Source organism: Pantoea allii (genome assembly GCF_002307475.1).
Taxonomy (GTDB): Bacteria; Pseudomonadota; Gammaproteobacteria; order Enterobacterales; family Enterobacteriaceae; genus Pantoea; species Pantoea allii.
Map to the genome: position 1 here is coordinate 100,426 of NZ_NTMH01000003.1, position 26,415 is coordinate 126,840.

Genomic DNA, 26,415 nt, shown 5'->3' on the forward strand with positions numbered 1-26,415 from the left:
TTTACTCACAGCAGATGCTAATTAAGTTGCGTAACAGATTTTATCAGGTACAGTGTGGGCGTTTCAGATTCTAGGGATATTGCACCGGGAAGTGCGATTAAGTCAGGGAGAAAAAGCGATTTTTATCATAACGTTGCATGAGCTGTTTTCACTGACCAGAGATTGAGCCCCACGACCTGAAATGAAAAACAGGCGTAGCAAAAGTGAACCTCATGGGTTTTTGGGCATCCAATCCTCTCCCGTAGAGCAGGACGTATTCATTAGGTAAAGGTAAATATGGGTAAAGCACTCGTTATTGTTGAGTCCCCGGCAAAGGCCAAAACAATCAATAAATACCTCGGCAGTGGCTACGTGGTGAAATCCAGCGTGGGCCATATCCGGGATCTGCCGACCAGTGGTTCAACCGCCAAAAAAAGTGCTGAAACCTCGACAGATAAAAAAGTCAAAAAAGTAAAGAAGGACGAGAAGGCCGCACTGGTCAGTCGTATGGGCGTCGATCCCTATCACGGCTGGGAAGCGGACTATCAGATTCTGCCAAATAAAGAGAAAGTGGTTGCTGAACTGAAGGCTTTAGCCGAGAACGCTGACCACATCTATCTCGCAACGGACCTTGACCGCGAAGGGGAAGCCATTGCCTGGCACCTGCGGGAAGTGATCGGTGGCGATGACAAACGCTTTAGCCGCGTGGTGTTTAATGAGATCACCAAAAACGCGATTCGTCAGGCCTTTGAAACGCCGGGCGAGCTGAATATTGACCGTGTGAATGCGCAACAGGCCCGTCGCTTTATGGACCGTGTTGTGGGTTATATGGTTTCCCCTTTGTTGTGGAAAAAAGTCGCCCGTGGCTTATCGGCCGGTCGCGTTCAGTCGGTTGCCGTGCGATTAGTGGTCGAGCGCGAGCGCGAGATCAAAGCCTTCGTTCCTGAAGAGTACTGGGAACTCAACGCCAACCTGACCACACCGAAGGGCGACGACCTGGCGATGGAGGTCACCCACGCGGGTGATAAACCCTTCCGTCCGGTCAATCACGAACAGACACATGCCGCACTGGCGCTGCTTGAAAAAGCGCGTTTTGAGGTTACCGATCGTGAAGATAAGCCAACCAGCAGCAAGCCTGGCGCACCTTTTATCACCTCCACGCTGCAGCAGGCCGCCAGTACGCGCCTGGGCTTCGGCGTAAAAAAAACCATGATGATGGCACAGCGACTCTATGAAGCGGGCCACATTACCTATATGCGTACTGACTCGACCAACCTGAGTCAGGATGCGGTTTCCATGGTTCGCGGCTATATCGACGGCAATTTCGGTAAAAAATATCTGCCGGACAATGCCAATACCTTTGCCAGTAAAGAGAATTCACAGGAAGCGCACGAAGCGATTCGTCCTTCTGATGTAGAGGTTGTGGCCGATCAACTTAAAGACATGGAAGCGGATGCACAGAAGCTGTATCAGCTCATCTGGCGTCAGTTTGTTGCCTGCCAGATGACGCCTGCACAGTATGATTCGACCACGCTGACGGTAGCCGCGGGCGATTACAAACTCAAAGCGAAAGGGCGTACGCTGCGTTTCGATGGCTGGACCAAAGTTATGCCGGCACTGCGTAAGAACGATGAAGATCGCACATTACCGCCGGTTAACGTGGGTGACGAACTGAGTCTGCAGGCGTTGTTGCCAAGCCAGCACTTTACCAAACCACCGGCGCGCTTCAGTGAAGCCTCCCTGGTGCGAGAACTGGAAAAGCGCGGTATTGGTCGTCCGTCAACCTATGCTGCCATTATCTCCACCATTCAGGATCGCGGCTATGTCAGGTCTGAGAATCGCCGTTTTTATGCTGAGAAAATGGGTGAAATCGTCACCGATCGCCTGGAAGAAAACTTCCGCGAGCTGATGAATTACGATTTTACCGCGCATATGGAAAGCAGCCTCGATGAGGTCGCTAACAATCAGGCGGAATGGAAAGCGGTGCTCGATCGCTTCTTCTCTGACTTCAGTCAGCAGCTGGAACAGGCGGAAAAAGATCCCGAAGAAGGTGGGATGCAGCCTAACCAGATGGTATTAACGACCATCGACTGCCCAACCTGTGGCCGCAAAATGGGCATTCGCACTGCCAGCACCGGGGTTTTCCTTGGTTGCTCAGGTTATGCACTGCCGCCCAAAGAGCGCTGTAAGCAAACCATCAATCTGATTCCTGAAAATGAAGTCCTGAATATTCTGGAAGGCGATGATGCTGAAACCAATGCGTTACGTGCACGTCGCCGTTGCGAGAAATGCGGTACGGCCATGGACAGCTACCTGATTGATAACGGACGCAAACTGCACGTTTGTGGTAACAACCCTGAATGCGATGGCTATGAAATCGAAGAGGGCGAGTTCCGAATCAAAGGTTATGACGGTCCCATTGTTGAGTGTGAAAAGTGTGGTTCTGAAATGCACCTGAAGATGGGGCGTTTTGGTAAATACATGGCTTGTACCAATGATGAGTGCAAAAACACGCGCAAGATATTACGCAATGGTGATGTCGCGCCGCCGAAAGAAGATCCGGTACCCTTGCCTGAACTGCCGTGCGAGAAGTCGGATGCCTATTTCGTGTTGCGTGATGGTGCTGCAGGTGTTTTCCTGGCCGCCAACACGTTTCCAAAATCACGCGAAACCCGGGCACCCTTGGTTGAGGAACTGCAACGTTTCCACGATCGCCTGCCTGAGAAGTTGAAATACCTTGCTGAGGCGCCAGCGACCGATCCGGACGGGAATAAAACCCTGGTCCGTTTTAGCCGCAAAACCAAACAGCAGTATGTTGCTTCCGAAAAAGAAGGCAAAGCCACAGGATGGTCAGCGTTCTATATTGACGGTAAGTGGCAGGAAGCGAAAAAGTAATTCCCCTAAAGGCCAGCGCCCGCTGGCCTTTTTCTTGCCTTATATCAATCCGTTCTACAGTGGTACTTAAAATGCTATAGTGGTTATAGCATTTCCGATCCCTTCTTACTGCTCAGCCATACTTCACCCGCCTGGGCGACAGTACGTCAGCCGGGGATGCGACTCTGTAACCGACCAGGATAAAAACAGATATGAAATTACAGCAGTTGCGCTACATCGTAGAAGTCGTTAACCACAATCTTAATGTCTCGTCGACAGCAGAAGGTCTTTACACCTCGCAGCCTGGGATCAGTAAACAGGTGCGTATGCTGGAAGATGAACTTGGCGTACAAATTTTTGCCCGCAGCGGTAAGCATCTCACCCAGGTGACGCCGGCGGGTGAAGAAATAATTCGTATCGCCCGTGAAGTGCTCTCTAAAGTCGATGCGATTAAGTCCGTGGCCGGTGAACATACCTGGCCCGATAAAGGCTCGCTGTATGTGGCAACCACCCATACGCAGGCACGTTATGCACTGCCCGGCGTGATTAAAGGGTTTATCGAGCGCTATCCGCGCGTCTCACTGCATATGCATCAGGGATCACCGACGCAAATTGCCGAGGCAGTTTCAAAGGGTAATGCCGATTTTGCGATTGCCACAGAAGCGCTGCACCTGTACGACGACTTGATCATGCTGCCGTGCTATCACTGGAACCGGGCTATTGTCGTCACGCCCGATCATCCCCTGGCAGGCAAAGGGCAGGTGACCATTGAGGAACTGGCCGATTTTCCGCTGGTCACTTACACCTTTGGTTTTACCGGACGCTCAGAGCTGGATACCGCCTTTATGCGCGCGGGCCTGACGCCGCGTATCGTCTTTACCGCGACAGATGCGGACGTGATAAAAACTTACGTCCGGCTGGGATTAGGAGTCGGCGTTATCGCCAGCATGGCAGTGGACCCTGTCGCTGATCCAGATCTGGTCAGAATTGAAGCCTCTGAAATCTTCATCAACAGCACTACCAAGATTGGATTTCGCCGCAGCACCTTCCTGCGTAGCTACATGTATGACTTTATCCAGCGCTTTGCGCCGCATCTGACGCGCGATGTGGTGGATACGGCGGTGGCGCTGCGTTCTAACGACGATATTGAAGCCATGTTTAAGGACATAAAGCTGCCGTTTAAGTAACCGGTAGGTGCAATCCATTAGTCTCAGGCTGCTTAGTGCAGCCTTTTTTTTGTTTGAACGTTAGCGCCATGCTTAGGTTGAAAAGTTTTATTATTTTTTTGTTAATGCTGTGTCGATCACATGTTTAAAGTTTGCTGTATCTTAAATGCGAATTACGACACATTTTTGACGTGATATCTTTGCGACTCGCCAGGATAATTCCCATACTCCAGTTAAGCCTTGACGGTAAAGCGTTTATTCAGGGGCTGCAGAAAGGGGTGTTTAGTTATGGCTGGATCTAAAGTTAAATTAACTCAAATTTTTGTGACCGCGATTCAGGTTTATTAATAATAAGTAATTAATCGTTACTTAAGTAATTTTAACCGTTTTGATAAATTGCGTTAATCGTTTTGTGCAATAAAAATTACTGGATTTTTGGCCTTAACGGGTTTAGGATTCTTCCTAAATCTTAATCGATGTTATCAATCGTTTTGTTGAGAGTGATTATCAAAAACTATGACTACGAGACTGACTGTAGACCCGGGTTTCCCGGTTAAAAGCACCAAGGTTAAGCGCTCAGGTAACACTCGTCGCAACGCCTGGTTGACTGTATTCGCTGCCTCAGCGCTGTTCTGGGTTGTTGTAGCATTAATGATTTGGCGCATTTGGGGTTAAGCCATGTGGGCAAACGCACTCTGCCATAAGCACACGACCACCACTCGTCAGCACCGTCTCTCTGGCTACAAAGCAAAAGAGCCGGTTGCAAAGGCGGAAAAAGTGTCTATCCCCGAAAACTGGGATTTAAACGATCATCAACGTAATTTCATCGAGTCTTTTCTGGACCCGAAAGCAAAATAATTAAACATCGCTCTTTTCTTTTAGACACATCTTCTGTCATTCAGGCTGCTTAATTAAGCCCTTTTCACACACAGTATAAACGATGACATCCCATAAAAAGGATGGTTGTACGGCTTTTTATTGCCCATTCGGCGCAGGAGTAATCTTATGAATATGATTAAAATGACCTGGTTCAGTGCCTATGCTTTCTCCTTTACCGTGTGGATGACCGCGTTTTGGGCTGCCCTGTAATATAACGATTCCGGTTTATAAAAAATGCCTCGTAATTTTACGAGGCATTTTTGTTTGCGTCAGATTGTAGCAATTGGTGTTGTAATCAAAACGTTAACAGAAAAGTGGTCTATCTTTATACTAAACCTTGTTGTCTCTGAGGTTTAAAGACCATGATTATAAAGGAGGAGCTATGTCGTTAACACTACGCGAGCAGAGTCAGGAAACACTGCAGGTAGATAATCAAAACTATCACATCTTCAGTCTACCTCGCGCATCACAACATCTGGGCAACATTGACCGCTTGCCCAAGTCCATGAAAGTCCTGCTCGAAAACTTGTTACGTTGGCAGGATGGTGACTCTGTTACGGCAGAGGATATCCAGGCTCTCGTCGACTGGCAGAAAACAGCCCATGCCGATCGCGAGATTGCCTACCGTCCGGCACGTGTATTAATGCAGGACTTCACCGGTGTGCCGGCGGTGGTCGATCTTGCCGCCATGCGCGAAGCGGTTAATCGCCTCGGTGGTGACGTGGCGAAAGTGAATCCACTTTCACCTGTCGATCTGGTTATCGACCACTCGGTAACAGTGGACCATTTTGGCGACGATGAGGCTTTTGAAGAGAACGTGCGCCTGGAAATGGAACGTAACCACGAACGTTACGTTTTTCTACGCTGGGGCCAAAAGGCCTTTGACCAGTTTCGTGTCGTACCACCAGGTACCGGTATCTGTCACCAGGTGAATCTGGAATACCTGGGTAAAGCTATCTGGCAACAAAAAATTAACGGCGAAAACTATGCCTGGCCCGATACGTTAGTCGGCACCGATTCTCACACCACGATGATTAATGCCCTTGGCGTACTGGGATGGGGCGTGGGCGGGATAGAGGCCGAAGCCGCCATGCTGGGGCAGCCCGTCTCCATGCTGATTCCCGACGTGGTCGGTTTCAAACTCACCGGTAAACTGCGCGCCGGTATTACCGCGACCGACCTGGTGCTGACCGTTACGCAAATGTTGCGTAAACATGGCGTCGTCGGCAAGTTCGTCGAGTTCTATGGCGATGGTCTGGCTGACCTGCCGCTGGCCGACCGCGCGACCATTGCTAACATGGCACCAGAATACGGCGCGACCTGCGGATTCTTCCCGGTTGATGAAGTGACGCTGAGCTATATGACGTTAACCGGCCGCGATGCGGAGCAGGTGGCGTTAGTCGAACACTATGCTAAACGTCAGGGCCTGTGGCGAAACGCTGGCGACGAGCCTATTTTCACCAGCAGCCTTGCGCTGGATATGAATGAGGTAGAGTCAAGCCTTGCCGGTCCTAAACGCCCACAGGATCGTGTGTCGCTTGGCGATGTGCCTGCCGCTTTTGACGCCAGTAATGAACTTGAAGTCAATCACGCACAAAAACCACATAAGCAGGTTGAGTACACCGACAGTGCAACCGGGCTGACGCATACGCTGACCGATGGCGCAGTAGCTATTGCGGCGATCACCTCCTGTACCAATACCTCTAACCCCAGCGTCCTGATGGCCGCAGGCTTACTGGCGAAAAAAGCGGTAGAGCGTGGTTTAAAACGTCAGCCGTGGGTGAAAGCGTCCCTGGCACCGGGCTCCAAAGTGGTGTCCGACTATCTGGCCGTCGCGCAGCTTACGCCGCACCTTGATAAACTGGGTTTCAACCTGGTGGGCTACGGCTGTACCACCTGTATTGGTAACTCGGGTCCGTTGCCGGATGAAATTGAGTCTGCGATTAAAGAAGGCGACCTGACGGTGGGGGCGGTGCTGTCGGGCAACCGCAACTTTGAAGGGCGAATTCATCCGTTGATTAAAACCAACTGGCTGGCCTCTCCACCGCTGGTGGTCGCCTATGCGCTGGCAGGTAATATGAAGATCAACCTGCAAACCGAACCGCTTGGACAGGATCGTGATGGCAAGCCGGTCTTCCTGAAAGATATCTGGCCGTCACCTGAAGAGATTGCGACCGCCGTACAGCAGGTGACCAGCGATATGTATCATAAGGAGTACGCGGAGGTCTTTGACGGCACGCCAGAGTGGCAGGCAATCAAGGTGAGTGAAGCAGCAACCTATGACTGGGATGAAGGTTCCACCTATATTCGTCTGTCACCTTTCTTTGATGACATGGAGAAAGAACCTAAACCGGTTAAAGATATTCATGGCGCGCGCCTGCTGGCGATCCTTGGCGATTCGGTTACCACCGACCACATTTCGCCTGCCGGTAGCATTAAAGCCGAAAGTCCGGCGGGTCGTTATCTGCTGTCGCATGGCGTTGAGCGCAATGATTTTAACTCCTATGGTTCACGTCGCGGCAACCACGAAGTGATGATGCGCGGTACGTTTGCCAACATCCGTATTCGAAATGAAATGGTGCCCGGCGTTGAAGGCGGCTATACCAAACACTATCCCAGCGGTGAACAACTGGCCATTTACGATGCTGCGATGAAATATCAGGCTGAGGGCGTACCTTTGGCAGTGATTGCGGGGAAAGAGTACGGGTCGGGTTCCAGCCGTGACTGGGCCGCGAAAGGGCCGCGTCTGCAAGGCGTTCGCGTGGTTATCGCCGAATCTTTTGAGCGTATTCACCGTTCCAACCTGATTGGTATGGGCATTTTACCGCTGGAATTCCCACAGGGTGTCACGCGTAAAACCCTGGGTCTGAAGGGGGATGAGTCGGTGGACGTAGAAAATCTGTCTCAGCTTAAGCCGGGATGTACCGTTTCGGTTACGTTAACGCGAGCTGATGGCAGTAAAGAGACGCTGGATACGCGTTGCCGGATTGATACCGGTAATGAGCTGACCTATTACCGCAACGACGGCATCCTGCACTACGTCATTCGCAACATGCTTAACTAATAAGACAGCCGGGGCGACCCGGCTGTTTCATTCAGGACTTAGGCAACAGATGGCCCATTTTTTCTGCTTTAGTATCAAGATAGTGCGCATTTTCAGGATTGCGCCCCACCACCAGCGGCACGCGCTCAACAATGTTAATCCCGGCTTCGCTGAGAATCTCGACTTTGCGCGGATTGTTAGTCAGCAGACGAACTTCATTCACGCCGAGTAACTTGAACATATCCGCGCACAGGGTGAAGTCACGCTCGTCAGCGGCAAAACCCAACTGATGATTGGCTTCAACAGTGTCGTATCCCTTATCCTGTAAAGCATAGGCACGAATTTTATTCAGCAGGCCAATGTTGCGACCTTCCTGGCGGTGATAAAGCAGTGCACCACGGCCTTCTTCCGCAATGGCATTCAGCGCAGCTTCAAGTTGGAAGCCACAATCGCAACGCAAACTGAACAGCGCATCGCCAGTCAGACACTCGGAATGGACGCGAGCCAGCACTGGTTGATTATCATTAATATCGCCAAAGACCAGAGCAACGTGGTCATGACCGGTTGCCAGTTCTTCAAAACCTACCATCAGGAAATCTCCCCATGGCGTTGGCAGTTTGGCTTCTGCCACCCGTTTAAGCTGCATGTGACTCTCCAGAACCCTCAAAGGATGCACTATCATCATAATAGTGCACAGGCCGATGCGGCCTGACAAACGAGGAATATTGTGCCACAACCGCGAGGCAGGCTGTTAATCTGTGTAAACGATTGTTGTGATAAAGCACGATTATCTAATCTGAAAAGGTTATGTTATTCTTTTTTAAGCTAAAGTTATGCTTTTGTTATAGGTTTTCACCAGGAGAAAGGAAAAGGGATGGTTAACATCTTTCAACGTACGCTGGCCGGAATGGTGCTGCTGCTCATTATGCCTGTTGCGGTCGGCTTGTCCGGTTGGCAGTGGCAGCCTGGCGAAAGTAATACGTTTCTTAAAATCTTGTTCTGGATGACGGAAACGGTAACGCGGCCCTGGGGCATGCTGACCAGCCTGGTGTTAAGTGCCTGGGTGATGTGGTGCCTGCGTTTCAGGCTTAAACCGGCGCTGCTGCTGCTGTTGATCATGAACGCTACGATTTTAGCCGGCCAGTACACGAAATCCTTTATCAAAGAGCAGGTGCAGGAACCGCGCCCTTATGTTGTCTGGCTGGAGAAAACCCATGGGCTGGATGATAAGACCTTTTACCAGTTGAGCCGCGAGCAACGTGGCCAGCGCGTCACCGAGCTGATCGCGGATGAGTCGCACATTCCCGGCTGGCTGAAAAAACACTGGGCGTTTGAAACGGGTTTTGCTTTCCCATCCGGACATACCATGTTTGCCGCCAGTTGGGCCTTGCTGGTCATCGGTTTGTTATGGCCGCGTCGGCATTATAAAACCATCGTGCTTGTCGGCGTCTGGGCTGTGGCCGTAATGGGCAGTCGCTTGCTGCTGGGTATGCACTGGCCGCGCGATCTGGCCGTTGCCACTTTCATTTCCTGGCTGTTTGTTGTCCTGGCGACCTGGCTCGCCCAACGCTTCTGTGGCCCACTGAGCTTGCCGCCAGAAGAACAGCAAGAGGTCGCTGAACGGGAGCAAGGATTGTAATTGCAACATTCAGCACCATATCTTTATCTTGAGATTGAGCAAAAGCGCGTCATCTGATGCTGCCAGGAGCAGTATTTTTGCCGTAATTTTGGCATAATTCTTTTCGACTACCTCACAACGGGATGCACTGTGAAATATTTGCTGATTTTTTTAGTGGTTTTGGTCATTTTTATCATTTCCGTGACCCTTGGCGCGCACAACGACCAGGTTATCACCTTTAACTATCTGCTGGCGCAGGGCGACTTCCGTATCTCCACCTTACTGGCAACCCTTTTTGGTGTTGGCTTTTTGCTGGGATGGGTTATCTGTGGGCTCTTCTGGTTACGTATTCGCGTCTCTCTTGCCAATGCGCAGCGTAAAATTAAGCGTCTGCAGGCGCAGGTCGATCAGAGCACGCCAGGCACAAGTGGTAAACCGCTGCCGCCGGCTGTGCAGGAATAAGCCTCCATGTTAGAGCTGCTGTTTCTGTTACTTCCTGTCGCCGCTGCCTATGGATGGTACATGGGCAGACGCAGTGCGCAGCAGGACAAGCAACAGGAATCAAACCGCCTGTCGCGTGATTACGTGGCGGGGGTAAACTTCTTACTCTCCAATCAACAAGATAAAGCGGTCGACCTGTTCCTTGATATGCTCAAGGAAGACAGCGGCACCGTTGAAGCCCACCTTACGCTTGGCAATTTGTTCCGTTCCCGGGGCGAGGTTGATCGCGCGATCCGCATCCATCAGTCCTTAATGGAAAGCGCATCACTGAGCTACGAACAGCGCCTGTTAGCGATTCAGCAACTGGGGCGGGACTACATGGCGGCAGGCCTTTACGACCGTGCCGAAGACATGTTCAAACAGCTGACGGATGAGACGGATTTTCGTATTGGCGCGCTGCAACAACTTCTGCTTATCCATCAGGCGACCAGCGACTGGCAGCAGGCTATTGACGTCGCTGAGCGGTTGGTGAAGCTGGGTAAAGACCGGCAGAAAGGTGAGATTGCCCATTTTTATTGTGAACTCGCCCTGCAGGCGATGAGCAGCGACGACCTCGACAGAGCCATGACGCTGCTGAAAAAAGGGGAGTCGGCCGATCGGCAGAGCGCCCGCGTCTCTATTATGATGGGCCGTATCCTGATGGAAAAAGGGGAGTACGCAAAAGCCGTCGAGCATTTGCAGCGCGTTCTGGATCAGGATAAAGAGCTGGTCAGTGAAACGCTTCCAATGCTGGAGACGTGTTTTCAGCGCCTCAACCAGCCTGATGCCTGGGCAGAATTCCTTAAGCGTTGTGTTGACGAGAATACAGGTGCTGCAGCGGAGCTTTATCTTTCAGAGATTCTGGAGCGGCAGCAGGGCGCCGAAGCCGCGCAAAACTACATTAATCATCAGTTACAACGTCACCCCAATATGCGCGTCTTTCATCGCCTGATGGAGTTTCACCTGCACGAGGCAGAAGATGGGCGTGCAAAAGAAAGCCTGATGGTGCTGCGCGATCTGGTTGGCGAACAAATCCGCACCAAGCCACGCTATCGCTGCCACAAATGCGGCTTCACGGCGCATGCGCTTTACTGGCACTGTCCTTCATGCCGGACCTGGTCATCCGTTAAACCGATTCGCGGACTCGATGGACAATAGCCCCGAAGCGCTGGCGTCGGTCGCTGCTTTTTAGTTACAACATACTATCGGCGTTTATTCAAAATAACAGTCCAGCTCCGTGCGCATATCGCTTAGCAGAACAACAGGGATTGTGATGCGAAAAGCAGGCAGGTAGAATGCGTGCCGTTTGTCTAACGCGCCAGCAGGTGCCTACTGCAGAGGAAATAGCATGGCCTTATCCCAGACTTCGCCGGTGGTAGTGGCGCTTGATTACCACGATATGAATAGCGCGCTGCACTTTGTCGATCAGATAGAGCCGGGCAGTTGCCGCCTGAAGGTGGGCAAAGAAATGTTCACCTTGTTTGGCCCGCAACTTGTGAAAACCCTGCAGCAGCGTGGATTCGACATCTTTCTCGACCTGAAATTTCACGATATCCCTAATACCACCGCTCGTGCGGTTGCCGCCGCCGCCGATCTCGGTGTCTGGATGGTGAACGTTCACGCGAGCGGCGGGGCACGTATGATGAATGCCGCCCGTGAAGCGCTGCTGCCATTTGGTCAGCAGGCGCCTTTGCTGATTGCCGTTACCGTCCTGACCAGCATGGATGCCGATGACTTATTGGGCCTTGGCATCACCATGTCACCCGCAGAGCAGGCTGAGCGACTGGCAAAACTGACGCACGAATGCGGACTTGATGGCGTGGTCTGTTCGGCACAGGAAGCCGCGCGGTTCAAACAGGTCATCGGTCATGATTTCACGCTGGTTACGCCAGGAATCCGGCCCCTGGGTAGTGACGCAGGGGATCAACGTCGCGTCATGACGCCGCAGCAGGCCCGGCTTGCTGGCGTGGATTATATGGTAATAGGACGTCCTGTTACTCAGTCCGCGGACCCCGCAGCGACGCTTAAGGCGCTACTGCAGGATTTGGAGACGGTAAAATGAGCCGTGATAACCCTTTAGTCTATTCTACGGACGCAGGTCGCCTTACTCAGTCCGAGCCAAAGGCAGAACGTCCTAAAGGCGACGGAATTGTCCGTATCCAGCGCCAAACCAGCGGACGAAAAGGCAAGGGCGTTTGCCTTATTACCGGCGTGGATCTGGATGAATCAGCGTTGAATCAGCTGGCCGCTGAACTGAAGAAAAAATGCGGTTGCGGCGGCGCGGTAAAAGAGGGTGTGATTGAAATTCAGGGCGACAAACGTGACTTATTAAAAAGCCTGCTGGAAGCCAAAGGGATGAAGGTCAAACTGGCGGGTGGATAAAAAAACCGGGCTACAAAGTAGCCCGGCTTGTTATGTAGATGCGCTGCGTAGCCGTTATTATTTATTGTAATGCGGTTCTTAGTGAACCTGATGACCGATGATACCACCCACTGCTGCACCGCCGACGGTACCCAGCGCGCTGCCGTTGGTTAATACAGAACCCCCAATTGCACCGGCACCTGCACCGATTGCGGTGTTACGGTCACGCTTAGACCAGTTTGAACAGCCACTTAACGCCATAACCAGCGTGGTTGCTAATACAACAGCGGTCATTTTTTTCATTGTAATTGTCATAAACTTCTCCTTTATTGTGTATGCAGAGGCAACACAGTAAGTATAGCTGTGAAATTTTTTCAGGCCGCATGTGTCGCATTATTACCGCATCCCTTTTGGTATAAAAACGCCAGACACCATGGACGATCTGTTTGTAGCGGCTGAAAAGCATCATCAACAGGTGGACCTGTCGGATGCCTGACAGAATTCTATTCATTTTGAAGAATTTCCGAAGATAGATAATTCTTAATTCGCAGCACAATTTTTCATTCACAGCCATTTTCCGCTGCTTTTTAGCCATTTGCTCCATAACGCTTTTCCTGCCTGCTCAGCAGAATATTAAGACCCTTCTCAGCAGGAGAAAAAAATGCTGGAACATCTTAAACAACAGGTTCTGGAAGCTAACCTGGATCTCCCCAAATATAACCTTGTCACCTTTACATGGGGAAACGTCAGCGCCATTGACCGTGAGCAAGGCCTGTTAGTGATTAAACCTTCCGGCGTCAGCTACGATGTGATGAAAGTTGAGGACATGGTAGTGGTGAGTCTGGCCACCGGTGAGGTGGTTGAAGGTGAGAAACGCCCTTCATCCGACACCGCAACGCATCGGGCGCTATATCTGGCCTGGCCCGAGGTTGGCGGAATTGTCCATACACATTCCCGCCACGCCACCATCTGGGCACAGGCAGGCAGGCCGATTCCTGCCTGGGGCACCACGCACGCGGATGATTTCTACGGTGAAATTCCCTGCACGCGAGCAATGCGTGACGAAGAGATCAAGAACCAGTATGAGTGGAATACAGGTGAGGTGATTATTGAAACCTTCGCACAACGCGGGCTTTCCCCGACCGCCATCCCAGCGGTGCTGGTAAACTCGCATGGTCCTTTTGCCTGGGGCAAAGACGCACATGCGGCGGTGCACAGTGCGGTGGTGCTGGAAGAGGTGGCTTACATGGGATTGTTTAGCCAGCAACTCACTGCCGGTCTTCCGCCGATTCAGCAAACCCTGCTTGATCTGCATTATCTGCGTAAGCACGGTGAAAATGCCTGGTACGGCCAGAAATAATTATGGGGGCGCAGCCTTGTCTGCGTCCCGACCCGTTTCTTGCTGGCGGCATGTTAAGCAGTTTTCAGTCTCATCAATACCCGTTATAGGTTCGCGTCTTTCTGTGATTTAGCCTGACTTTATCAAGAAAGCATACTAATCATTTAAACCGAATGCATCGGGGATCACTCTGGAATTTATGTTGTAAATCAATCTCTCATTTGGTCTGGCCTCACTCTGGATTAGGCTGATGTGGCGCAATTAGCGCATCAAAATAACAGAGGATGAGACAATGACCGTGATTAACCAACCCACATGCAGACTGTTTTCCGAAGCCGGACACACTACGCAGTTAGTTGCCTATTACGAGGAAGGACGTCGCACCATGTGGATGATGTTGCGCGCCCAACCACGCCCCAGTTTTAATCATGAATTGATCGAAGAAATCATGAACCTGAGTTATACCGCTCAGCGTTCGGGCTTACCTATCGATTTCTGGGTAACCGGCTCGTTAGTACCACAAATGTTCAATGCCGGTGGCGATCTGCGCTTTTTCGTGGAATGTATTCGCAATAACCGCCGTGAAGCTTTGCGTGCCTATGCACGGGCTTGTGTTGACTGCATCCACTCGGCCGCCCGCGGATTTGATACCGGTGCGGTTACGCTCGCGATGATTGAAGGCAGCGCCCTTGGCGGCGGTTTTGAAGCCGCGCTGGCGCATCACTTTATCCTGGCCCAGAACAATGCCCGGATGGGCTTTCCTGAAATCGCCTTTAACCTGTTTCCGGGAATGGGGGGCTACTCGTTAGTGGCGCGGCGTTCGGGCATGAAACTGGCTGAAGAGCTGATTATGGAAGGTGAGTCCCACAGTGCTGAATGGTACGAAACGCGCGGCTTAGTGGATAAGGTATTTCAACCGGGCGACAGTTACCGGGCTACCCGCACGTTTATCGATACATTGCGGCCAAAACTCAATGGCGTTCGTGCCATGTTAAAGGCGCGCCAGCGGGTATTACAGCTGTCACGCGCTGAATTAATGGATATTACCGAGGACTGGGTAGATTACGCATTTACGCTCGAAGCGAAAGATATTGCCTATATGGAACGTTTAGTACAGTTACAAAACCGCCACAGCGCATCACTGCGTAAAGCGGGTTAGCGATCTAGACGCGGGCAGGATGCTGAGCCAGCCAGTGCCCAAACTGATCTGCGGGCATTGGTTTTGCGTAAAAATAGCCTTGTCGCCCATCGACGCCGCTTTTCACGACAAACTCTTCTTCATCGACAGTTTCAATGCCTTCGGCAATCACCTGCAAATCCAGCGCTTTCGCCACCGCGACAATGGCCCTGACGAGAGACTGCGATACCGGCCGTTTGTTCACATTTCGGATAAAGCTTTGATCCAGCTTAATGGCATTAATGGGCACGCGCGCCAGCTGCGACAAAGAGGAGTAGCCGGTGCCAAAGTCATCAAGGTGAATCTGCGCGCCCAGTTCCTGGAATTTACGCATCAGCTTCAACGCTTCGGCTTCATTCTCTATCAGGCAGCTTTCCGTCAGTTCAATATCTACTGGCGACTCGGTCAAACCCGCATCCGTCAGGGCTTGCTTCAGGTCACTGTAGATCGATTGATCGAGCAACTGACGCGCAGAGACGTTCACCGCGACACGCAGGTGAATATTCTGCTGCCGCCAGGCAAGAATCTGCTTCAACACATTGAGCATGACCCAGCGACCAAGCGGCACAATCAGGCCGGACTCTTCCGCATAGGGGATAAATTCGCCGGGTGATACCAGCCCGCGCTCTGGCGAATTCCAGCGGACCAGCGCTTCCGCACTGCGTACTTTACCGTCAGAATCGACTTTGGGCTGGTAATGCACTAATAAATGGTCCTGCTCCAGCGCTTTACGCAAATTGGTATCGAGCCAAAGGTATTCAAAAACCCGCCGGTTCATCTCTTCAGCAAAAACACAATATCGACCGCGGTTATTCTCTTTGGCGTGATACATCGCCGTATCGGCGTTACGAATCAGACATTCACGGTCTTCCCCATGCAGCGGGGCAAGGGCGATGCCCACTGAACAGCCGCTGTAAACTTCGATCAGGCCAATGCGAAACGGCTGACGCAGGCGATCGAGAATACGCGTGGCCATCGCCTCCAGCGCCGCCTGGCTGGTGTGTTCCGCCAACACGACAAATTCATCACCGCCCAGCCGTCCGAGTGTCTGGTTTTTGCTCAGACAGCTCAGGATAGCCAGAGAAACGGCCTGTAACAGCTGATCGCCAAACATATGACCGTAGGCATCATTAACTTTCTTAAAGTTATCTAAATCCAGATAGACCACGCCGGTTTCGCTGCCTTCTGCACGCTCCAGCGCCTGGCTAATCTGCTGATGAATCGCATGACGATTGGGCAGGCCAGTTATACCATCGGTATTGGCCATAACGCGCAGTCGTTCCTGCGCGCGGCGTTCTTCCGTGATATCCGTTCCTGAACAGATGAGGAAAATTTCATTTTTACCGCTGCCGCTGTGAACAAACTTATTACGAAACAGAAACAGTCGCTGTCCCTTCATCGTTTTGATCCAGCGTTCGACTTCGTAGGAGTTACCGTCGCGGAAGAAACCCGCAATGTTACGACGTGAGGCGGCAGCTTCCTGTTTGGTCATAAACAGTTGAAAAACATTCCGACCGATCACGTCCTGTTCATACAGGCCGGTGTACTCTTCACTGAGTCGGTTAAAGCGTTGAATGTTGCCGCGCTGGTCCAGGATCACAATGACGGAATTGGCTTCCGAAACGACCTGTTCAGCAAAAGACAGACCTAGCGTCAGGTCGCGAGCCACGGCCGAGGTATCGCCCCATGCCGACGCGGTACCGGCCCAGACGGATTTATTGATCCTGCGACCGACAAAATGCATGGCGACCTGCTCGCCGTGTATTGTTAACGTCAGATTTATACTGGAAGTGATAACCGGCATCGCGCGAAGCAAACTGCATTGACCCGGCGTCAGGGGAACAGCCACGCTGGTGTTCGATGATTCATCTAAGGCAAATAGCAGCGCATCACTGTCCGCGTTTAATCGCCAATGAGGGCTGGTTGTACCAAACAAGGTATACAACAATGATTGCCCTTGTTCATCGGTCATGGTCACTCCCTCCAGGAAGTACATTGCTGGCGTTATCTCGTTATTTTAGCAACAGTATTCATCAACTGATGCCAGCACAAGATGAAACTGTATTTATTTTACTTTCCAGAAAAAACGGGCATAAAAAACCCCGCCGAAGCGGGGCTCAGTTTATGTTCAGCACGGACATTTACCCAGCTTTCCGGCCTGACTGGGAAAGCGGGCATCCAGACAATAACGATGAAACTCCCGCTCGCTCATCGGTGTCATTTCAGGATGCCGCCGCCGCATGTGCTGCAGGTATTTTTGATAATCCTGCACGCCAACCATCAAACGAAAACTTTGCTGAAGTCCCTGCCACAGTGCGCGCCAGCGAAAGCCGGTGCGAACAGGGGTGGAAAGTAAATCGCAACGCATAATATGCCAGCTCCCCTGGGGCCGCGCTACGCGATGGATGCTGTCATACATGGCGCACCTCCTTACGCAATTCCACATCTGACTCATGCGTGGTAGGCACGTTGCTGCTTAGCGCACGGCGAATCACAAAGAAGGCGGCAATCAGCATCGTGACGGCAACCAGCATAAAGAACCCGCACAGGGCAGCATTAATCTGGTTACTGAATACGATGGTTTGCATATCGGCCACGGTTTTAGCTGGCGCGATGATAACGCCTTCATCCAGACCTTTTCGGAATTTATTGGCTTGAGCAAGGAAACCAATTGACGGTTTTTCGTGAAAAATCTTTTGCCATCCCGCTGTCATCGAGGTAATAAACAGCCAGATGGTGGGCAGAATCGTCACCCATGCATAGCGCTGCTTTTTCATCTTGAACAGCACCACCGTGCCCAGGATTAGCGCCATAGAGGCCAGCATCTGGTTACCAATCCCAAACAGTGGCCACAAGGTGTTGATACCGCCCAGTGGATCGATAACGCCCTGATAAACGAAGAAACCCCAGCCGGCGACGGCGACGGTGGTCCCTGACATATTGCCCAGCCATGAACGGTTGTTCGCCATAGACGGCACGACCGTGCCAACCAGATCCTGCACCATAAAGCGGCAGGCGCGGGTACCGGCATCCACGGCGGTCAAAATAAACAGGGCTTCAAATAAGATGGCGAAGTGGTACCAGAAGGCCATCATGGCGCGGCTGTTAAACACCTCAGTAATGATATGTGCCATGCCGACTGCAAAGGTCGGCGCACCCCCGGCACGTGACAGGATGGAGGCTTCGCCCACATCCCGGGCGATACCGCTTAACATCTCAGGCGTGACCACAAATCCCCAGCCATTAATCACCTGAGAGGCATTTTCTACCGTAGTACCAATCAGTGCCGCGGGCGAGTTCATCGCAAAGTACACACCCGGGTCCAGTACCGAGGCGCAAATCAGCGCCATGATGGCCACGAACGACTCCATCAGCATGGCACCGTAACCAATAAAACGAATATGGCTTTCGCGCTCAATCAGCTTAGGTGTGGTTCCGCTGGATACCAGCGCATGGAAGCCGGAGATAGCGCCACAGGCAATAGTGATAAACAGGAACGGGAACAGGGCGCCAGAGAAGACCGGCCCCGAGCCGTCAATAAATCGTGTCACCGCAGGCATTTTCATTTCTGGCATGGCAAAGACGATGCCCACAGCCAGCCCGACAATGACGCCGATTTTCAGAAAGGTAGAAAGGTAATCCCTCGGGGCCAGCAGCAGCCAGACCGGTAACACTGAGGCGATAAAACCATAGATGACCAGCACCCAGGTCAGCGAGGTGCCTTTCAGCGTAAAGAACGGGCCCCAGTAAGGATGCTGTGCGACATCACCACCGTAAATAATGGCCGCCATCATCAGCACAAAGCCGATCAACGAGACTTCGGCGATTTTTCCCGGGCGCAGAAAGCGCATATAGATGCCCATAAACAGCGCAATCGGAATGGTCGCCGCGATGGTAAACAGTCCCCACGGACTGTTCGCCAGGGCTTTCACCACCACCAGCGCCAGCGCAGAGAGAATAATGATCATCACGCCCAGCGCACCCAGCATAGTAATCACACCGGCAAAAGCGCCCAGCTCCTGACGCGCCATTTCGCCTAACGAACGGCCATCACGTCGCGTAGAGATAAACAGAATCAGGAAATCCTGAACGGCGCCCGCCATCATCACCCCGATCAGAATCCAGATAGTGCCAGGCAGAAAACCCATCTGTGCCGCCAGAATCGGGCCGACCAGCGGGCCAGCACCGGCGATAGCCGCAAAGTGGTGACCAAACAGCACCCACTTATTGGTGGGAACATAGTCAAGACCATCGCTGAGGCGCTCAGCTGGCGTCAGACGGCGGTCGTCCAGTTCAAAAATATTGCGGGCGATAAACAGGCTGTAAAAACGATAAGCGATGCTGTAAAAGGCAACTGCGGCAACCACCAGCCAGACTGCGTTGACGTGCTCGCCGCGGTTAAGCGCCAGCATCGCGAACGCACCCGCGCCAATTAACGCCACTGCTAACCAAAGCACGCCGTTTTTGACGTTCTTCATAACTCACTCCTTGTAGAGACCGAATGGAAGGCGATCGAAGACAACGAGCTAACGTTAATGTAATGGAATGTAAGTGGAAGTTAATAAAGATAAAACTGTGAAGCGCGGAGCAAATTTAGCACGCACATGCAGAGGGAAGGCGAGGTGGAATGTGTCGGCGGGACAGACAAGGCTGTCCCACCGGTTTAGTCTCAGGCTGCGGGGCGTGCAACGACGCTGCGCGTTTCCATGCGGACTTCAGCAATGGTCACGTCAATCACGTCGGATACGCGGTAAACCACGTCACCTTTAATCTGTACTGTACCGCTTTCCTGGCTGCAAACCAGTTCGTCACGCACAGCATGCAGGAACGGCGCTGGAATGAACGCCACGGCACCATTTTCCAGCAGGCGGACGCGCATGCCACCACGAGAAACATCGATGATTTCCGCGCTGAACTTACGATCCGTAGCCGCAAAGGGCGACAGGTAACGGGCATAGAGCCAGTCGCCCACGTCACGCTCTGCCATGCGGTTAAGACGACGACGTTCACTCATGGTGACCGTCAGCGCATCATCCGGACGACCGATTTGCTCACCGCGCACGATGGCCTTCAGCAGACGATGGTTGATCATGTCGCCAAACTTACGGATCGGGGAGGTCCAGGTGGCGTAAGCGTCCAGCCCCAGGCCAAAGTGCGGGCCCGGTTCGGTGGTGATCTCCGCATAGGTCTGGAAACGACGAATACGGCTGTCGAGGAACTGAGTAGGCTGTGCATCCAGTTCACGGCGCAGTACGCGGAACCCCTCCAGCGTGGTGATAGCCTGCGGATCGGCGGTAATGCCGTGAGTCGCCAGCACAGCGGCGGCCTGCTCGGCATTCGCCGTATCGAAACCCGCGTGAACGTTGTAGATACCAAAGCCCAGCTTTTCGCGCAGCACATTGGCGGCACAGATGTTCGCCAGGATCATGGCTTCCTCAACAATCCGGTTCGCGATACGACGCGGTTCGGCGATGATTTCCAGCACTTCCCCTTTTTCGCCCAGCAGAAAACGGTAGTCAGGACGATCTTTAAACACCAGCGCATGGTTTTGACGCCATTCAGCACGGGACTGACACAAGCGATGCAGCAGGCGAATCTGGTTAGCGATAGCCTCGTTTTGCGGTTGCCATTCGCCACTGTTTTCCAGCCAGTCGGAAACCTCGTCGTACACCAGTTTGGCTTTTGACTCGATCCAGGCTGCAAAGAACTGAACATCGTCAGCCAGGCTACCATCCTGAGCAACGGTCACGCGGCACGCCAGAACCGGACGACGCACGTCAGGGCGCAGCGAGCAGACATCGTCTGACAGCTCGCGGGGCAGCATCGGGATATTAAAGCCCGGCAGATAGTTCGTGAACGCACGTTGCGCCGCCAGCTTATCCAGCTCGCTACCTTCTGCGACATAGGCAGTGGGATCGGCAATGGCGATGGTCAGACGCAGTGCGCCATCGTCCAGTGCTTCGGCATACAGCGCATCGTCCATATCTTCAGTGCTGGCGCTGTCGATAGTCACGAAATCCAGGGCGGTCAGATCTTCACGCGTCAGGTTTTCGTCCAGCATGTCGCCAAAGCCGATTTCTGGCGCTTCACGCTCCAGATTATGACGTGACAGTGTCACCCACCATGGGGCGAGGTGGTCGTCGGCTTTGACAATGAATTCGGTGAGTTCGGCATAAAAGCCACGGTCGCCTTTCAACGGATGACGACGCATTTCAGCGACGGCCCAGTCGCCATTCTGGAAATCATGGGTCAGTCCGCGCACCGGACGACACTGAATGGCCTCTTTCAGCAGCGGATGATCGGGCACGATAGAAAGACGGTCGTCTTTTTTCTGCACGCGGCCAACAAAGCGGCCCAGAAAAGGCTCAACCAACGTTTCTGGCTCTGCGCTTTCACGATCTTTATCGCTGTGGATGACGGCAACAATGCGGTCGCCATGCATCACTTTTTTCATCTGCGGCGGCGGGATGAAATAACTTTTTTGTGCATCGACTTCCAGAAAGCCGAATCCCTTTTCGGTGCCTTTTACAACGCCTTCTGCACGCGGCGTTTGCGAATGAAGCTTCTCTTTAAGCTGCGCAAGCAGCGGATTATCCTGGAACATGATTTTTACGTTTCGTGGCCTAATAGCGGCTGACAGTTTTACGCGAATCGGGGTCTCGCGGCAAGGCAAAAAGCCGGACGAACCGGCTTTTTGCCTGGAGAAAAGCCTGAATCAGGCGATTCGTTGGGTGGTCAACGCCTGCGACAATTCCAGCTTAACCGGCACCGATTTCGAGGTCGGTGTGCCGCTGATATCGCCATAGCTGTTTAACGGGACCAGCGGGTTTGTTTCAGGATAGTAGGCCGCCAGATTGCCACGCGGAATGTTGTAAGGCACCAGTTTGAAGCCGCTCACGCGACGGGTGATGCCATCATTCCACAGGGTTTCAATATCCACATTCTGGCCTTCACTAAACCCTAACTCAGCCATGTCGTCGGGGTTAATAAAGACGACTTCACGCTGGCCGTACACGCCGCGATAACGATCGTCGAGACCGTAAATCGTGGTGTTGTACTGGTCATGCGAGCGCAGGGTTTGCAGCGTGAAAGGCACTTCCTGATCAAGCTTCGGAAACAGCGACTCGGGCAGCGCTGCCGGGTTAAACTCGGCCTTACCGGTCGGCGTATTAAAACGCAGCTCTGCCGCGGCATTGCCAAGATAGAAGCCACCAGGCTGATCGCATTTGGTATTGAAGTCGGCAAAACCGGGAATGGTTGCCGCAATATGATTGCGAATCAGGTTGTAATCAGCCGCCAGATCTAACCACTTCACCTTGTCATCACCGAGAACCGCATGGGCAATACTGGCAACAATCGACGTTTCAGAACGCTGTGTTTCTGCCAGAGGAATACCGACACCTTCTGACGCATGCACCATGCTGAACGAATCTTCCACGGTAATGAACTGGTTACCTGTCGCCTGCAAATCGCGTTCGGTACGACCCAATGTCGGCAGGATCAACCCTTCATGACCCGGCACCAGATGGCTACGGTTGAGCTTGGTGCTGATGTGCACAGTCAGACCACAGCGTGATAAAGCTTCTTCAGTACGCGGAGAATCCGGTGCTGCGGCGGCCAGATTACCGCCCAGGGCGATAAGAACCTTAATTTCATCACGCAGCATCGCGTTCAGGGCTTCAACGGTGTTATGGCCTGCCGCACGCGGAGGCTCAAAGTCAAAGTGCTGACCCAGCGCATCCAGGAAAGGTTTGGACGGCTTTTCATCAATGCCCATGGTGCGGTTACCCTGAACGTTACTGTGACCACGCACAGGACAGAGGCCGGCCCCTTTTTTACCTAACTGACCAAACAGCAGCTGGAGGTTGGTGATTTCACGCACCGTATCAACCGAATGCTTGTGCTGCGTAATGCCCATTGCCCAGGTGCAGATCACCCGATCGGCGCTCTGATAGATCGCTGCCGCTTCGCGGATTTGTGCTTCTGTCAGGCCCGACTGCGCCACAATCTGCATCCAGTCTGTGTTATCTACGGCGTCGAAGTACGCCTCAACGCCGTGCGTTTTGGCGTTCAGGAAGGCCTGATCGAATAAGCCGCTTTCGCCCGCTGCAATACGCGCGCGATGGGTTTCCAGCAGGGCTTTCACCATGCCGCGCACGGCCGCCATATCACCGCCAAGATGGGGTTGATAATAGGCAGAACTGATGGTGCCCGCTTTGGAGGTGACAATTTCGAGCGGCTTTTGCGGATCGGCAAAACGCTCCAGACCGCGCTCACGTAGCGTGTTAAAGGTAACGATTTTAGCACCATGGTCGGCCGCGTGACGCAGGCTGTGCAGCATGCGTGGGTGGTTAGTGCCTGGGTTTTGCCCAAAGACAAAAATGGCATCGGCATGATCAAAATCGTCAAGACGAATGGTGCCTTTACCCACGCCGATGCTGCGTTTCAGCCCAGCACCGCTGGCCTCGTGACACATATTGGAGCAGTCCGGGAAGTTATTGGTGCCTGACATGCGGCCAAACAGTTGATAAAGCCAGGAGGCTTCATTACTGGCGCGACCCGAGGTGTAAAGCTCCATCTGATCCGGATTATCCATCGCCTTAATGTGTTTCGCGATGAGCGCATAAGCGTCATCCCAACTGATGGGTTCGTAATGGTCGCTTTCAGCGTTGTAGCGTAACGGATGCGTCAGACGGCCCTGATATTCCAGGAAGTAGTCACTTTGCGCATACAGGGTCGTAACGCTGTGTTTCGCGAAAAAGTCGGTATCGACCACGCGGCGCGTCGCTTCCCAGGTCACGGCTTTCGCCCCGTTTTCGCAAAAGCTAAATGTACTTTTATTGTCATCACCCCAGGCGCAGCCTGGGCAGTCGAAGCCACGAGCTTTGTTCATGCGCATTAAATTGCGCAGATTTTTCAGGGCAGCTTTACTGTCGAAAACAAAACGTGTGGTAGCTTCCAGTGAACCCCAGCCGCCCGCTGCGGCACGGTATGGTTTAATTTGACGCTTGAATTTCATCATAGGTGCAGGCTTATTTTTATGTTGGACGAATGTTGCAAGGATATATCCTGATGGTAAATATTAGTGTGCTATCGACGACAAAGCTTGTCTAATTGATTGGCTTAATGGTGCGATAGCTGGCGTTTATCGTGGTGGCGCGCCAACTGTGATGATGTTCATGTTTTACCTTCTCGTAACCTCTCCATAACGGGTGTTATCGGCACATCGCGCTAATACTTGCTGTTTAAAACAGAAAAGGGCGCGACACCATGAAACAACTCACCAGCCAGATCCATGCGTTTGGCAAGGCGTTGATGATGCCAATTTCGGTGATTGCAGCGGCCGGTATCTTTCTGGGGCTGGCGGCGGCAATGCAGAATCCTGCCGTCACCGGCGAAGCTTTCGCACACATGCAGGTTGCCCAGCTCATCATCGGGTTTATTCGTAAAGTGGCCGGCGCGCTGTTTGCTAATCTGCCGCTATTCTTTGCCGTCGCCAGCGCCATTGGACTGGCGAAAGCAGAAAAGCCTACCGCAGCCTTTGCCGCCGTTATCGGCTATATCGCCATGAATGTCGGTATCAATGCCACGCTGGCGGCGAAGGGCATTACCGCAGCCACAACCACGCCGCAGGCGCTGCAACAGGCCGGGCTGGATCAGACCACAGCCATGATGACCTCGGCTGAGTACATTCAGATGCTGGGTATTTTTACCTACAATATGAGCGTACTGGGCGGTGTAATTGCCGGGCTGATCACCGTGATGCTGCATAACCGCTTCTATACGCAGCAGTTACCCACGGCGATCAGTTTCTTTGGCGGGCGTCGCTTTGTGCCGATTGTGACGGTGGTGTTCCTGCCGCTGATCGGCATCTTACTGGCGCTGGTCTGGCCGACCATTGGCGAAGGCATTGCCTGGGTGGGACAGATGATCGGCCGGAGCGGGCAGTACGGGGCATTTCTGTTGGGTGCTTCGGAACGCATTCTGATCCCCACGGGCCTGCATCACATCCTGAACGAAACCGTGCGTTTCACGCCCATTGGCGGCATGGCTATCGTGGACGGACAGACGATTGTCGGTGCGTTAAACATCTTTAATGCCTCGCTCACCCATCCCGGACTTATCCCGGACGCGACGCTTCGCACCGCCACCCAGTTCCTGGCTCAGGGAAAAATACCGGTCATGATGTTTGGTCTGCCTGCTGCTGCCCTGGCGATTTATCACACCGCGCGGCCTGAACACAAACAGCGCGTCAGGGCGCTGGTGATGGCTGGAGCACTGACGTCATTCACTACTGGCATCACCGAACCGCTGGAGTTTTGCTTTATCTTCGTTTCGCCGGTGCTCTACCTGCTGCATGCATTTTTAACCGGCCTGTCATTTATGCTGATGTCGATGCTGCATTTGATGATTGGAAATGTGCAGGGCGGTGTGATCGATCTGGTGGTCTTTGGCATGCTTGGCGGCAGTAAAACCCACTGGTGGTGGACGCTGGCGCTTGGGGTGATTTACGCCCCGGTTTATTACTATTCTTTCCGCTTTATTATTACGCGTATGCATGTCGAAACGCCGGGACGTGAAACGGATGATGAAAAACCACAGCTGGTTGAAGGCAGCGAGCGCACCAACGTGATCATCAGTGGTCTGGGTGGCGCAGCCAATATAGAGGATGTCGATTGCTGCTTCACGCGTTTGCGGGTTCGGGTCAAAGACATGAAAGAAGTGGTGGATCAGACGCTAATGAGCACCGGTGCCAATGGCATCAACCGCGTTAGTGAACATGATGTGCAGGTGATTTACGGCCCGCAGGTAGAGAAAATTGCACAAGAGGTGAAAGCGGCCCTGGGCGTCGGGTAAACCTCTTCACACTTGCGAAGGCGCGAGTGATGCGCCTTCGCCATTTCTGCATCGTTATAGCGCCTTGCGCCTGAAGAAAAAATCCACGTTGAATCCGCTTCCTGCAGTTGGCTTTCTCTGTCTACGATAAATCCATTAAATATATAAGTAATACTTTATGTTTCATTTTGTGATCAGGACTTGTACTTTACCGGTAACACTCTAAGGTAAGAGGTGAACGTCAAATACACGCAATGAGCAGGGGGTTATTTATGGCTAAACACAGTCTGATTAAAATCTTTGAAATATCAGCAATTGTTATCTTCGCTTTGGTGGTGATCTACTTATTGGTCACGGGCGTTCTCTCTTCCACCGGCGTTGAACACGCCTGGCCTTATCCGCACAAGTAAGCACCTGCAACACCAGGGAAACACCAATAAAAATTACAAATTAACGCGTTTATAAGATCATCAACACCGGTATTCACCTGTGAATGCTGACAACGCTTCCACGATTATCTGACCTGCTATTGTGACAGCCACCTTCATAACCTTATTGCGCCCTGAATATGTTGCGTCCGTTTAAGGCCTTCGCGGTATTGGTTATGGCACTATCTCTGACTGGCATTCTGTTAATCCATCGGCACATAATAGGTATTCATAA

The 26,415-nt window shown here is 52.5% G+C and carries 21 protein-coding genes; 14 read left to right on the forward strand and 7 right to left on the reverse strand.

Annotated features, from left to right (window positions below; all coding sequences use genetic code 11):
• The first annotated feature begins 276 nt into the window (after positions 1-276).
• The 5 genes from topA (at position 277) to acnA (ending at position 7,962) form a co-directional block, all read left to right on the forward strand.
• Complete coding sequence (gene topA / locus CMR03_RS01300; protein ID WP_096010529.1) at positions 277-2,874, forward strand: type I DNA topoisomerase; 2,598 nt, start codon at positions 277-279, stop codon at positions 2,872-2,874.
• 191 nt (positions 2,875-3,065) lie between these two features.
• Positions 3,066-4,040, forward strand: coding sequence for an HTH-type transcriptional regulator CysB (gene cysB / locus CMR03_RS01305; RefSeq protein ID WP_063879768.1), 975 nt, complete (start codon positions 3,066-3,068; stop codon positions 4,038-4,040).
• 495 nt (positions 4,041-4,535) lie between these two features.
• The gene (locus CMR03_RS01310; protein ID WP_074181023.1) at positions 4,536-4,694 is read left to right on the forward strand and encodes a YmiA family putative membrane protein; all 159 of its coding nucleotides are present in this window, start codon (positions 4,536-4,538) and stop codon (positions 4,692-4,694) included.
• A gap of 3 nt (positions 4,695-4,697) precedes the next feature.
• Positions 4,698-4,877 carry a hypothetical protein gene (locus CMR03_RS01315; RefSeq protein WP_074181022.1) on the forward strand — a complete coding sequence of 60 codons (180 nt, stop codon included), beginning with the start codon at positions 4,698-4,700 and terminating at the stop codon, positions 4,875-4,877.
• 403 nt (positions 4,878-5,280) lie between these two features.
• Positions 5,281-7,962 carry an aconitate hydratase AcnA gene (gene acnA, locus CMR03_RS01320; protein ID WP_096010530.1) on the forward strand — a complete coding sequence of 894 codons (2,682 nt, stop codon included), beginning with the start codon at positions 5,281-5,283 and terminating at the stop codon, positions 7,960-7,962.
• A 31-nt stretch (positions 7,963-7,993) separates the two neighbouring features.
• On the opposite strand, the gene ribA is transcribed toward acnA, so the two are convergent.
• Positions 7,994-8,587, reverse strand: a complete 594-nt coding sequence (ribA, locus tag CMR03_RS01325) for a GTP cyclohydrolase II (protein ID WP_063879766.1) — start codon at positions 8,585-8,587, stop codon at positions 7,994-7,996.
• A gap of 228 nt (positions 8,588-8,815) precedes the next feature.
• On the opposite strand from ribA, the gene pgpB reads away from it, so the two are divergent.
• The 5 genes from pgpB to yciH all read left to right on the forward strand — a co-directional run bounded on the left by pgpB (position 8,816) and on the right by yciH (position 12,421).
• The gene (gene pgpB, locus CMR03_RS01330) at positions 8,816-9,580 is read left to right on the forward strand and encodes a phosphatidylglycerophosphatase B (protein ID WP_096010531.1); all 765 of its coding nucleotides are present in this window, start codon (positions 8,816-8,818) and stop codon (positions 9,578-9,580) included.
• Positions 9,581-9,709: 129 nt separating this feature from the next.
• Positions 9,710-10,021 (forward strand): LapA family protein, encoded by a 312-nt coding sequence (locus tag CMR03_RS01335; protein WP_063879764.1) that lies wholly within the window; start codon positions 9,710-9,712, stop codon positions 10,019-10,021.
• 6 nt (positions 10,022-10,027) lie between these two features.
• Positions 10,028-11,197 (forward strand): lipopolysaccharide assembly protein LapB, encoded by a 1,170-nt coding sequence (gene lapB / locus CMR03_RS01340; RefSeq protein ID WP_063879763.1) that lies wholly within the window; start codon positions 10,028-10,030, stop codon positions 11,195-11,197.
• Positions 11,198-11,387: 190 nt separating this feature from the next.
• Positions 11,388-12,101 carry an orotidine-5'-phosphate decarboxylase gene (pyrF, locus tag CMR03_RS01345; RefSeq protein ID WP_096010532.1) on the forward strand — a complete coding sequence of 238 codons (714 nt, stop codon included), beginning with the start codon at positions 11,388-11,390 and terminating at the stop codon, positions 12,099-12,101.
• Positions 12,098-12,421, forward strand: coding sequence for a stress response translation initiation inhibitor YciH (yciH, locus tag CMR03_RS01350; RefSeq protein ID WP_096010533.1), 324 nt, complete (start codon positions 12,098-12,100; stop codon positions 12,419-12,421). Before pyrF ends, yciH begins: the two co-directional genes overlap by 4 nt.
• A gap of 78 nt (positions 12,422-12,499) precedes the next feature.
• On the opposite strand, the gene osmB is transcribed toward yciH, so the two are convergent.
• Positions 12,500-12,715: an osmotically-inducible lipoprotein OsmB gene (gene osmB / locus CMR03_RS01355; protein WP_063879760.1), complete on the reverse strand. Its 216-nt coding sequence runs from the start codon at positions 12,713-12,715 to the stop codon at positions 12,500-12,502.
• A 346-nt stretch (positions 12,716-13,061) separates the two neighbouring features.
• Between osmB and araD the strand changes: the two genes are divergently transcribed.
• Together araD and CMR03_RS01370 are read left to right on the forward strand one after the other, a co-directional pair.
• Positions 13,062-13,760, forward strand: a complete 699-nt coding sequence (gene araD, locus CMR03_RS01365) for an L-ribulose-5-phosphate 4-epimerase (protein WP_096010534.1) — start codon at positions 13,062-13,064, stop codon at positions 13,758-13,760.
• A 271-nt stretch (positions 13,761-14,031) separates the two neighbouring features.
• Positions 14,032-14,898 carry a crotonase/enoyl-CoA hydratase family protein gene (locus CMR03_RS01370; protein WP_063879758.1) on the forward strand — a complete coding sequence of 289 codons (867 nt, stop codon included), beginning with the start codon at positions 14,032-14,034 and terminating at the stop codon, positions 14,896-14,898.
• 4 nt (positions 14,899-14,902) lie between these two features.
• Here the strand turns inward: CMR03_RS01370 and pdeR are convergent, their stop codons facing one another.
• The 5 genes from pdeR to CMR03_RS01395 form a co-directional block, all read right to left on the reverse strand.
• Positions 14,903-16,888 carry a cyclic di-GMP phosphodiesterase gene (gene pdeR / locus CMR03_RS01375; RefSeq protein ID WP_096010535.1) on the reverse strand — a complete coding sequence of 662 codons (1,986 nt, stop codon included), beginning with the start codon at positions 16,886-16,888 and terminating at the stop codon, positions 14,903-14,905.
• Between the two features lie 156 nt (positions 16,889-17,044).
• On the reverse strand, positions 17,045-17,335 hold the full coding sequence (locus CMR03_RS01380; RefSeq protein WP_063879756.1) for a YbdD/YjiX family protein: 291 nt from the start codon (positions 17,333-17,335) through the stop codon (positions 17,045-17,047).
• Positions 17,328-19,394, reverse strand: a complete 2,067-nt coding sequence (locus tag CMR03_RS01385) for a carbon starvation CstA family protein (RefSeq protein ID WP_096010536.1) — start codon at positions 19,392-19,394, stop codon at positions 17,328-17,330. The genes CMR03_RS01380 and CMR03_RS01385 overlap by 8 nt, the downstream gene beginning before the upstream one ends.
• Before the next feature lie 191 nt (positions 19,395-19,585).
• Positions 19,586-21,520: an exoribonuclease II gene (locus CMR03_RS01390; protein WP_096010537.1), complete on the reverse strand. Its 1,935-nt coding sequence runs from the start codon at positions 21,518-21,520 to the stop codon at positions 19,586-19,588.
• A 111-nt stretch (positions 21,521-21,631) separates the two neighbouring features.
• On the reverse strand, positions 21,632-23,935 hold the full coding sequence (locus tag CMR03_RS01395) for an FdhF/YdeP family oxidoreductase (protein WP_063881188.1): 2,304 nt from the start codon (positions 23,933-23,935) through the stop codon (positions 21,632-21,634).
• A gap of 251 nt (positions 23,936-24,186) precedes the next feature.
• On the opposite strand from CMR03_RS01395, the gene CMR03_RS01400 reads away from it, so the two are divergent.
• Both CMR03_RS01400 and CMR03_RS25170 read left to right on the forward strand, forming a co-directional pair.
• Positions 24,187-25,773, forward strand: a complete 1,587-nt coding sequence (locus CMR03_RS01400) for a PTS transporter subunit EIIC (protein WP_063879753.1) — start codon at positions 24,187-24,189, stop codon at positions 25,771-25,773.
• A 251-nt stretch (positions 25,774-26,024) separates the two neighbouring features.
• On the forward strand, positions 26,025-26,162 hold the full coding sequence (locus CMR03_RS25170) for a hypothetical protein (protein WP_164484309.1): 138 nt from the start codon (positions 26,025-26,027) through the stop codon (positions 26,160-26,162).
• Positions 26,163-26,415 lie beyond the last annotated feature (253 nt).

Coding starts and splice junctions, on each gene's coding strand:
- topA (WP_096010529.1), top strand. CDS start 277: ATGGGTAAAGCACTCGTTATTGTTGAGTCCCCGGCAAAGGCCAAAACA.
- cysB (WP_063879768.1), top strand. CDS start 3,066: ATGAAATTACAGCAGTTGCGCTACATCGTAGAAGTCGTTAACCACAAT.
- CMR03_RS01310 (WP_074181023.1), top strand. CDS start 4,536: ATGACTACGAGACTGACTGTAGACCCGGGTTTCCCGGTTAAAAGCACC.
- CMR03_RS01315 (WP_074181022.1), top strand. CDS start 4,698: ATGTGGGCAAACGCACTCTGCCATAAGCACACGACCACCACTCGTCAG.
- acnA (WP_096010530.1), top strand. CDS start 5,281: ATGTCGTTAACACTACGCGAGCAGAGTCAGGAAACACTGCAGGTAGAT.
- ribA (WP_063879766.1), bottom strand. CDS start 8,587: ATGCAGCTTAAACGGGTGGCAGAAGCCAAACTGCCAACGCCATGGGGA.
- pgpB (WP_096010531.1), top strand. CDS start 8,816: ATGGTTAACATCTTTCAACGTACGCTGGCCGGAATGGTGCTGCTGCTC.
- lapB (WP_063879763.1), top strand. CDS start 10,028: ATGTTAGAGCTGCTGTTTCTGTTACTTCCTGTCGCCGCTGCCTATGGA.
- pyrF (WP_096010532.1), top strand. CDS start 11,388: ATGGCCTTATCCCAGACTTCGCCGGTGGTAGTGGCGCTTGATTACCAC.
- yciH (WP_096010533.1), top strand. CDS start 12,098: ATGAGCCGTGATAACCCTTTAGTCTATTCTACGGACGCAGGTCGCCTT.
- osmB (WP_063879760.1), bottom strand. CDS start 12,715: ATGACAATTACAATGAAAAAAATGACCGCTGTTGTATTAGCAACCACG.
- araD (WP_096010534.1), top strand. CDS start 13,062: ATGCTGGAACATCTTAAACAACAGGTTCTGGAAGCTAACCTGGATCTC.
- CMR03_RS01370 (WP_063879758.1), top strand. CDS start 14,032: ATGACCGTGATTAACCAACCCACATGCAGACTGTTTTCCGAAGCCGGA.
- pdeR (WP_096010535.1), bottom strand. CDS start 16,888: ATGACCGATGAACAAGGGCAATCATTGTTGTATACCTTGTTTGGTACA.
- CMR03_RS01380 (WP_063879756.1), bottom strand. CDS start 17,335: ATGTATGACAGCATCCATCGCGTAGCGCGGCCCCAGGGGAGCTGGCAT.
- CMR03_RS01385 (WP_096010536.1), bottom strand. CDS start 19,394: ATGAAGAACGTCAAAAACGGCGTGCTTTGGTTAGCAGTGGCGTTAATT.
- CMR03_RS01390 (WP_096010537.1), bottom strand. CDS start 21,520: ATGTTCCAGGATAATCCGCTGCTTGCGCAGCTTAAAGAGAAGCTTCAT.
- CMR03_RS01395 (WP_063881188.1), bottom strand. CDS start 23,935: ATGAAATTCAAGCGTCAAATTAAACCATACCGTGCCGCAGCGGGCGGC.
- CMR03_RS01400 (WP_063879753.1), top strand. CDS start 24,187: ATGAAACAACTCACCAGCCAGATCCATGCGTTTGGCAAGGCGTTGATG.
- CMR03_RS25170 (WP_164484309.1), top strand. CDS start 26,025: ATGGCTAAACACAGTCTGATTAAAATCTTTGAAATATCAGCAATTGTT.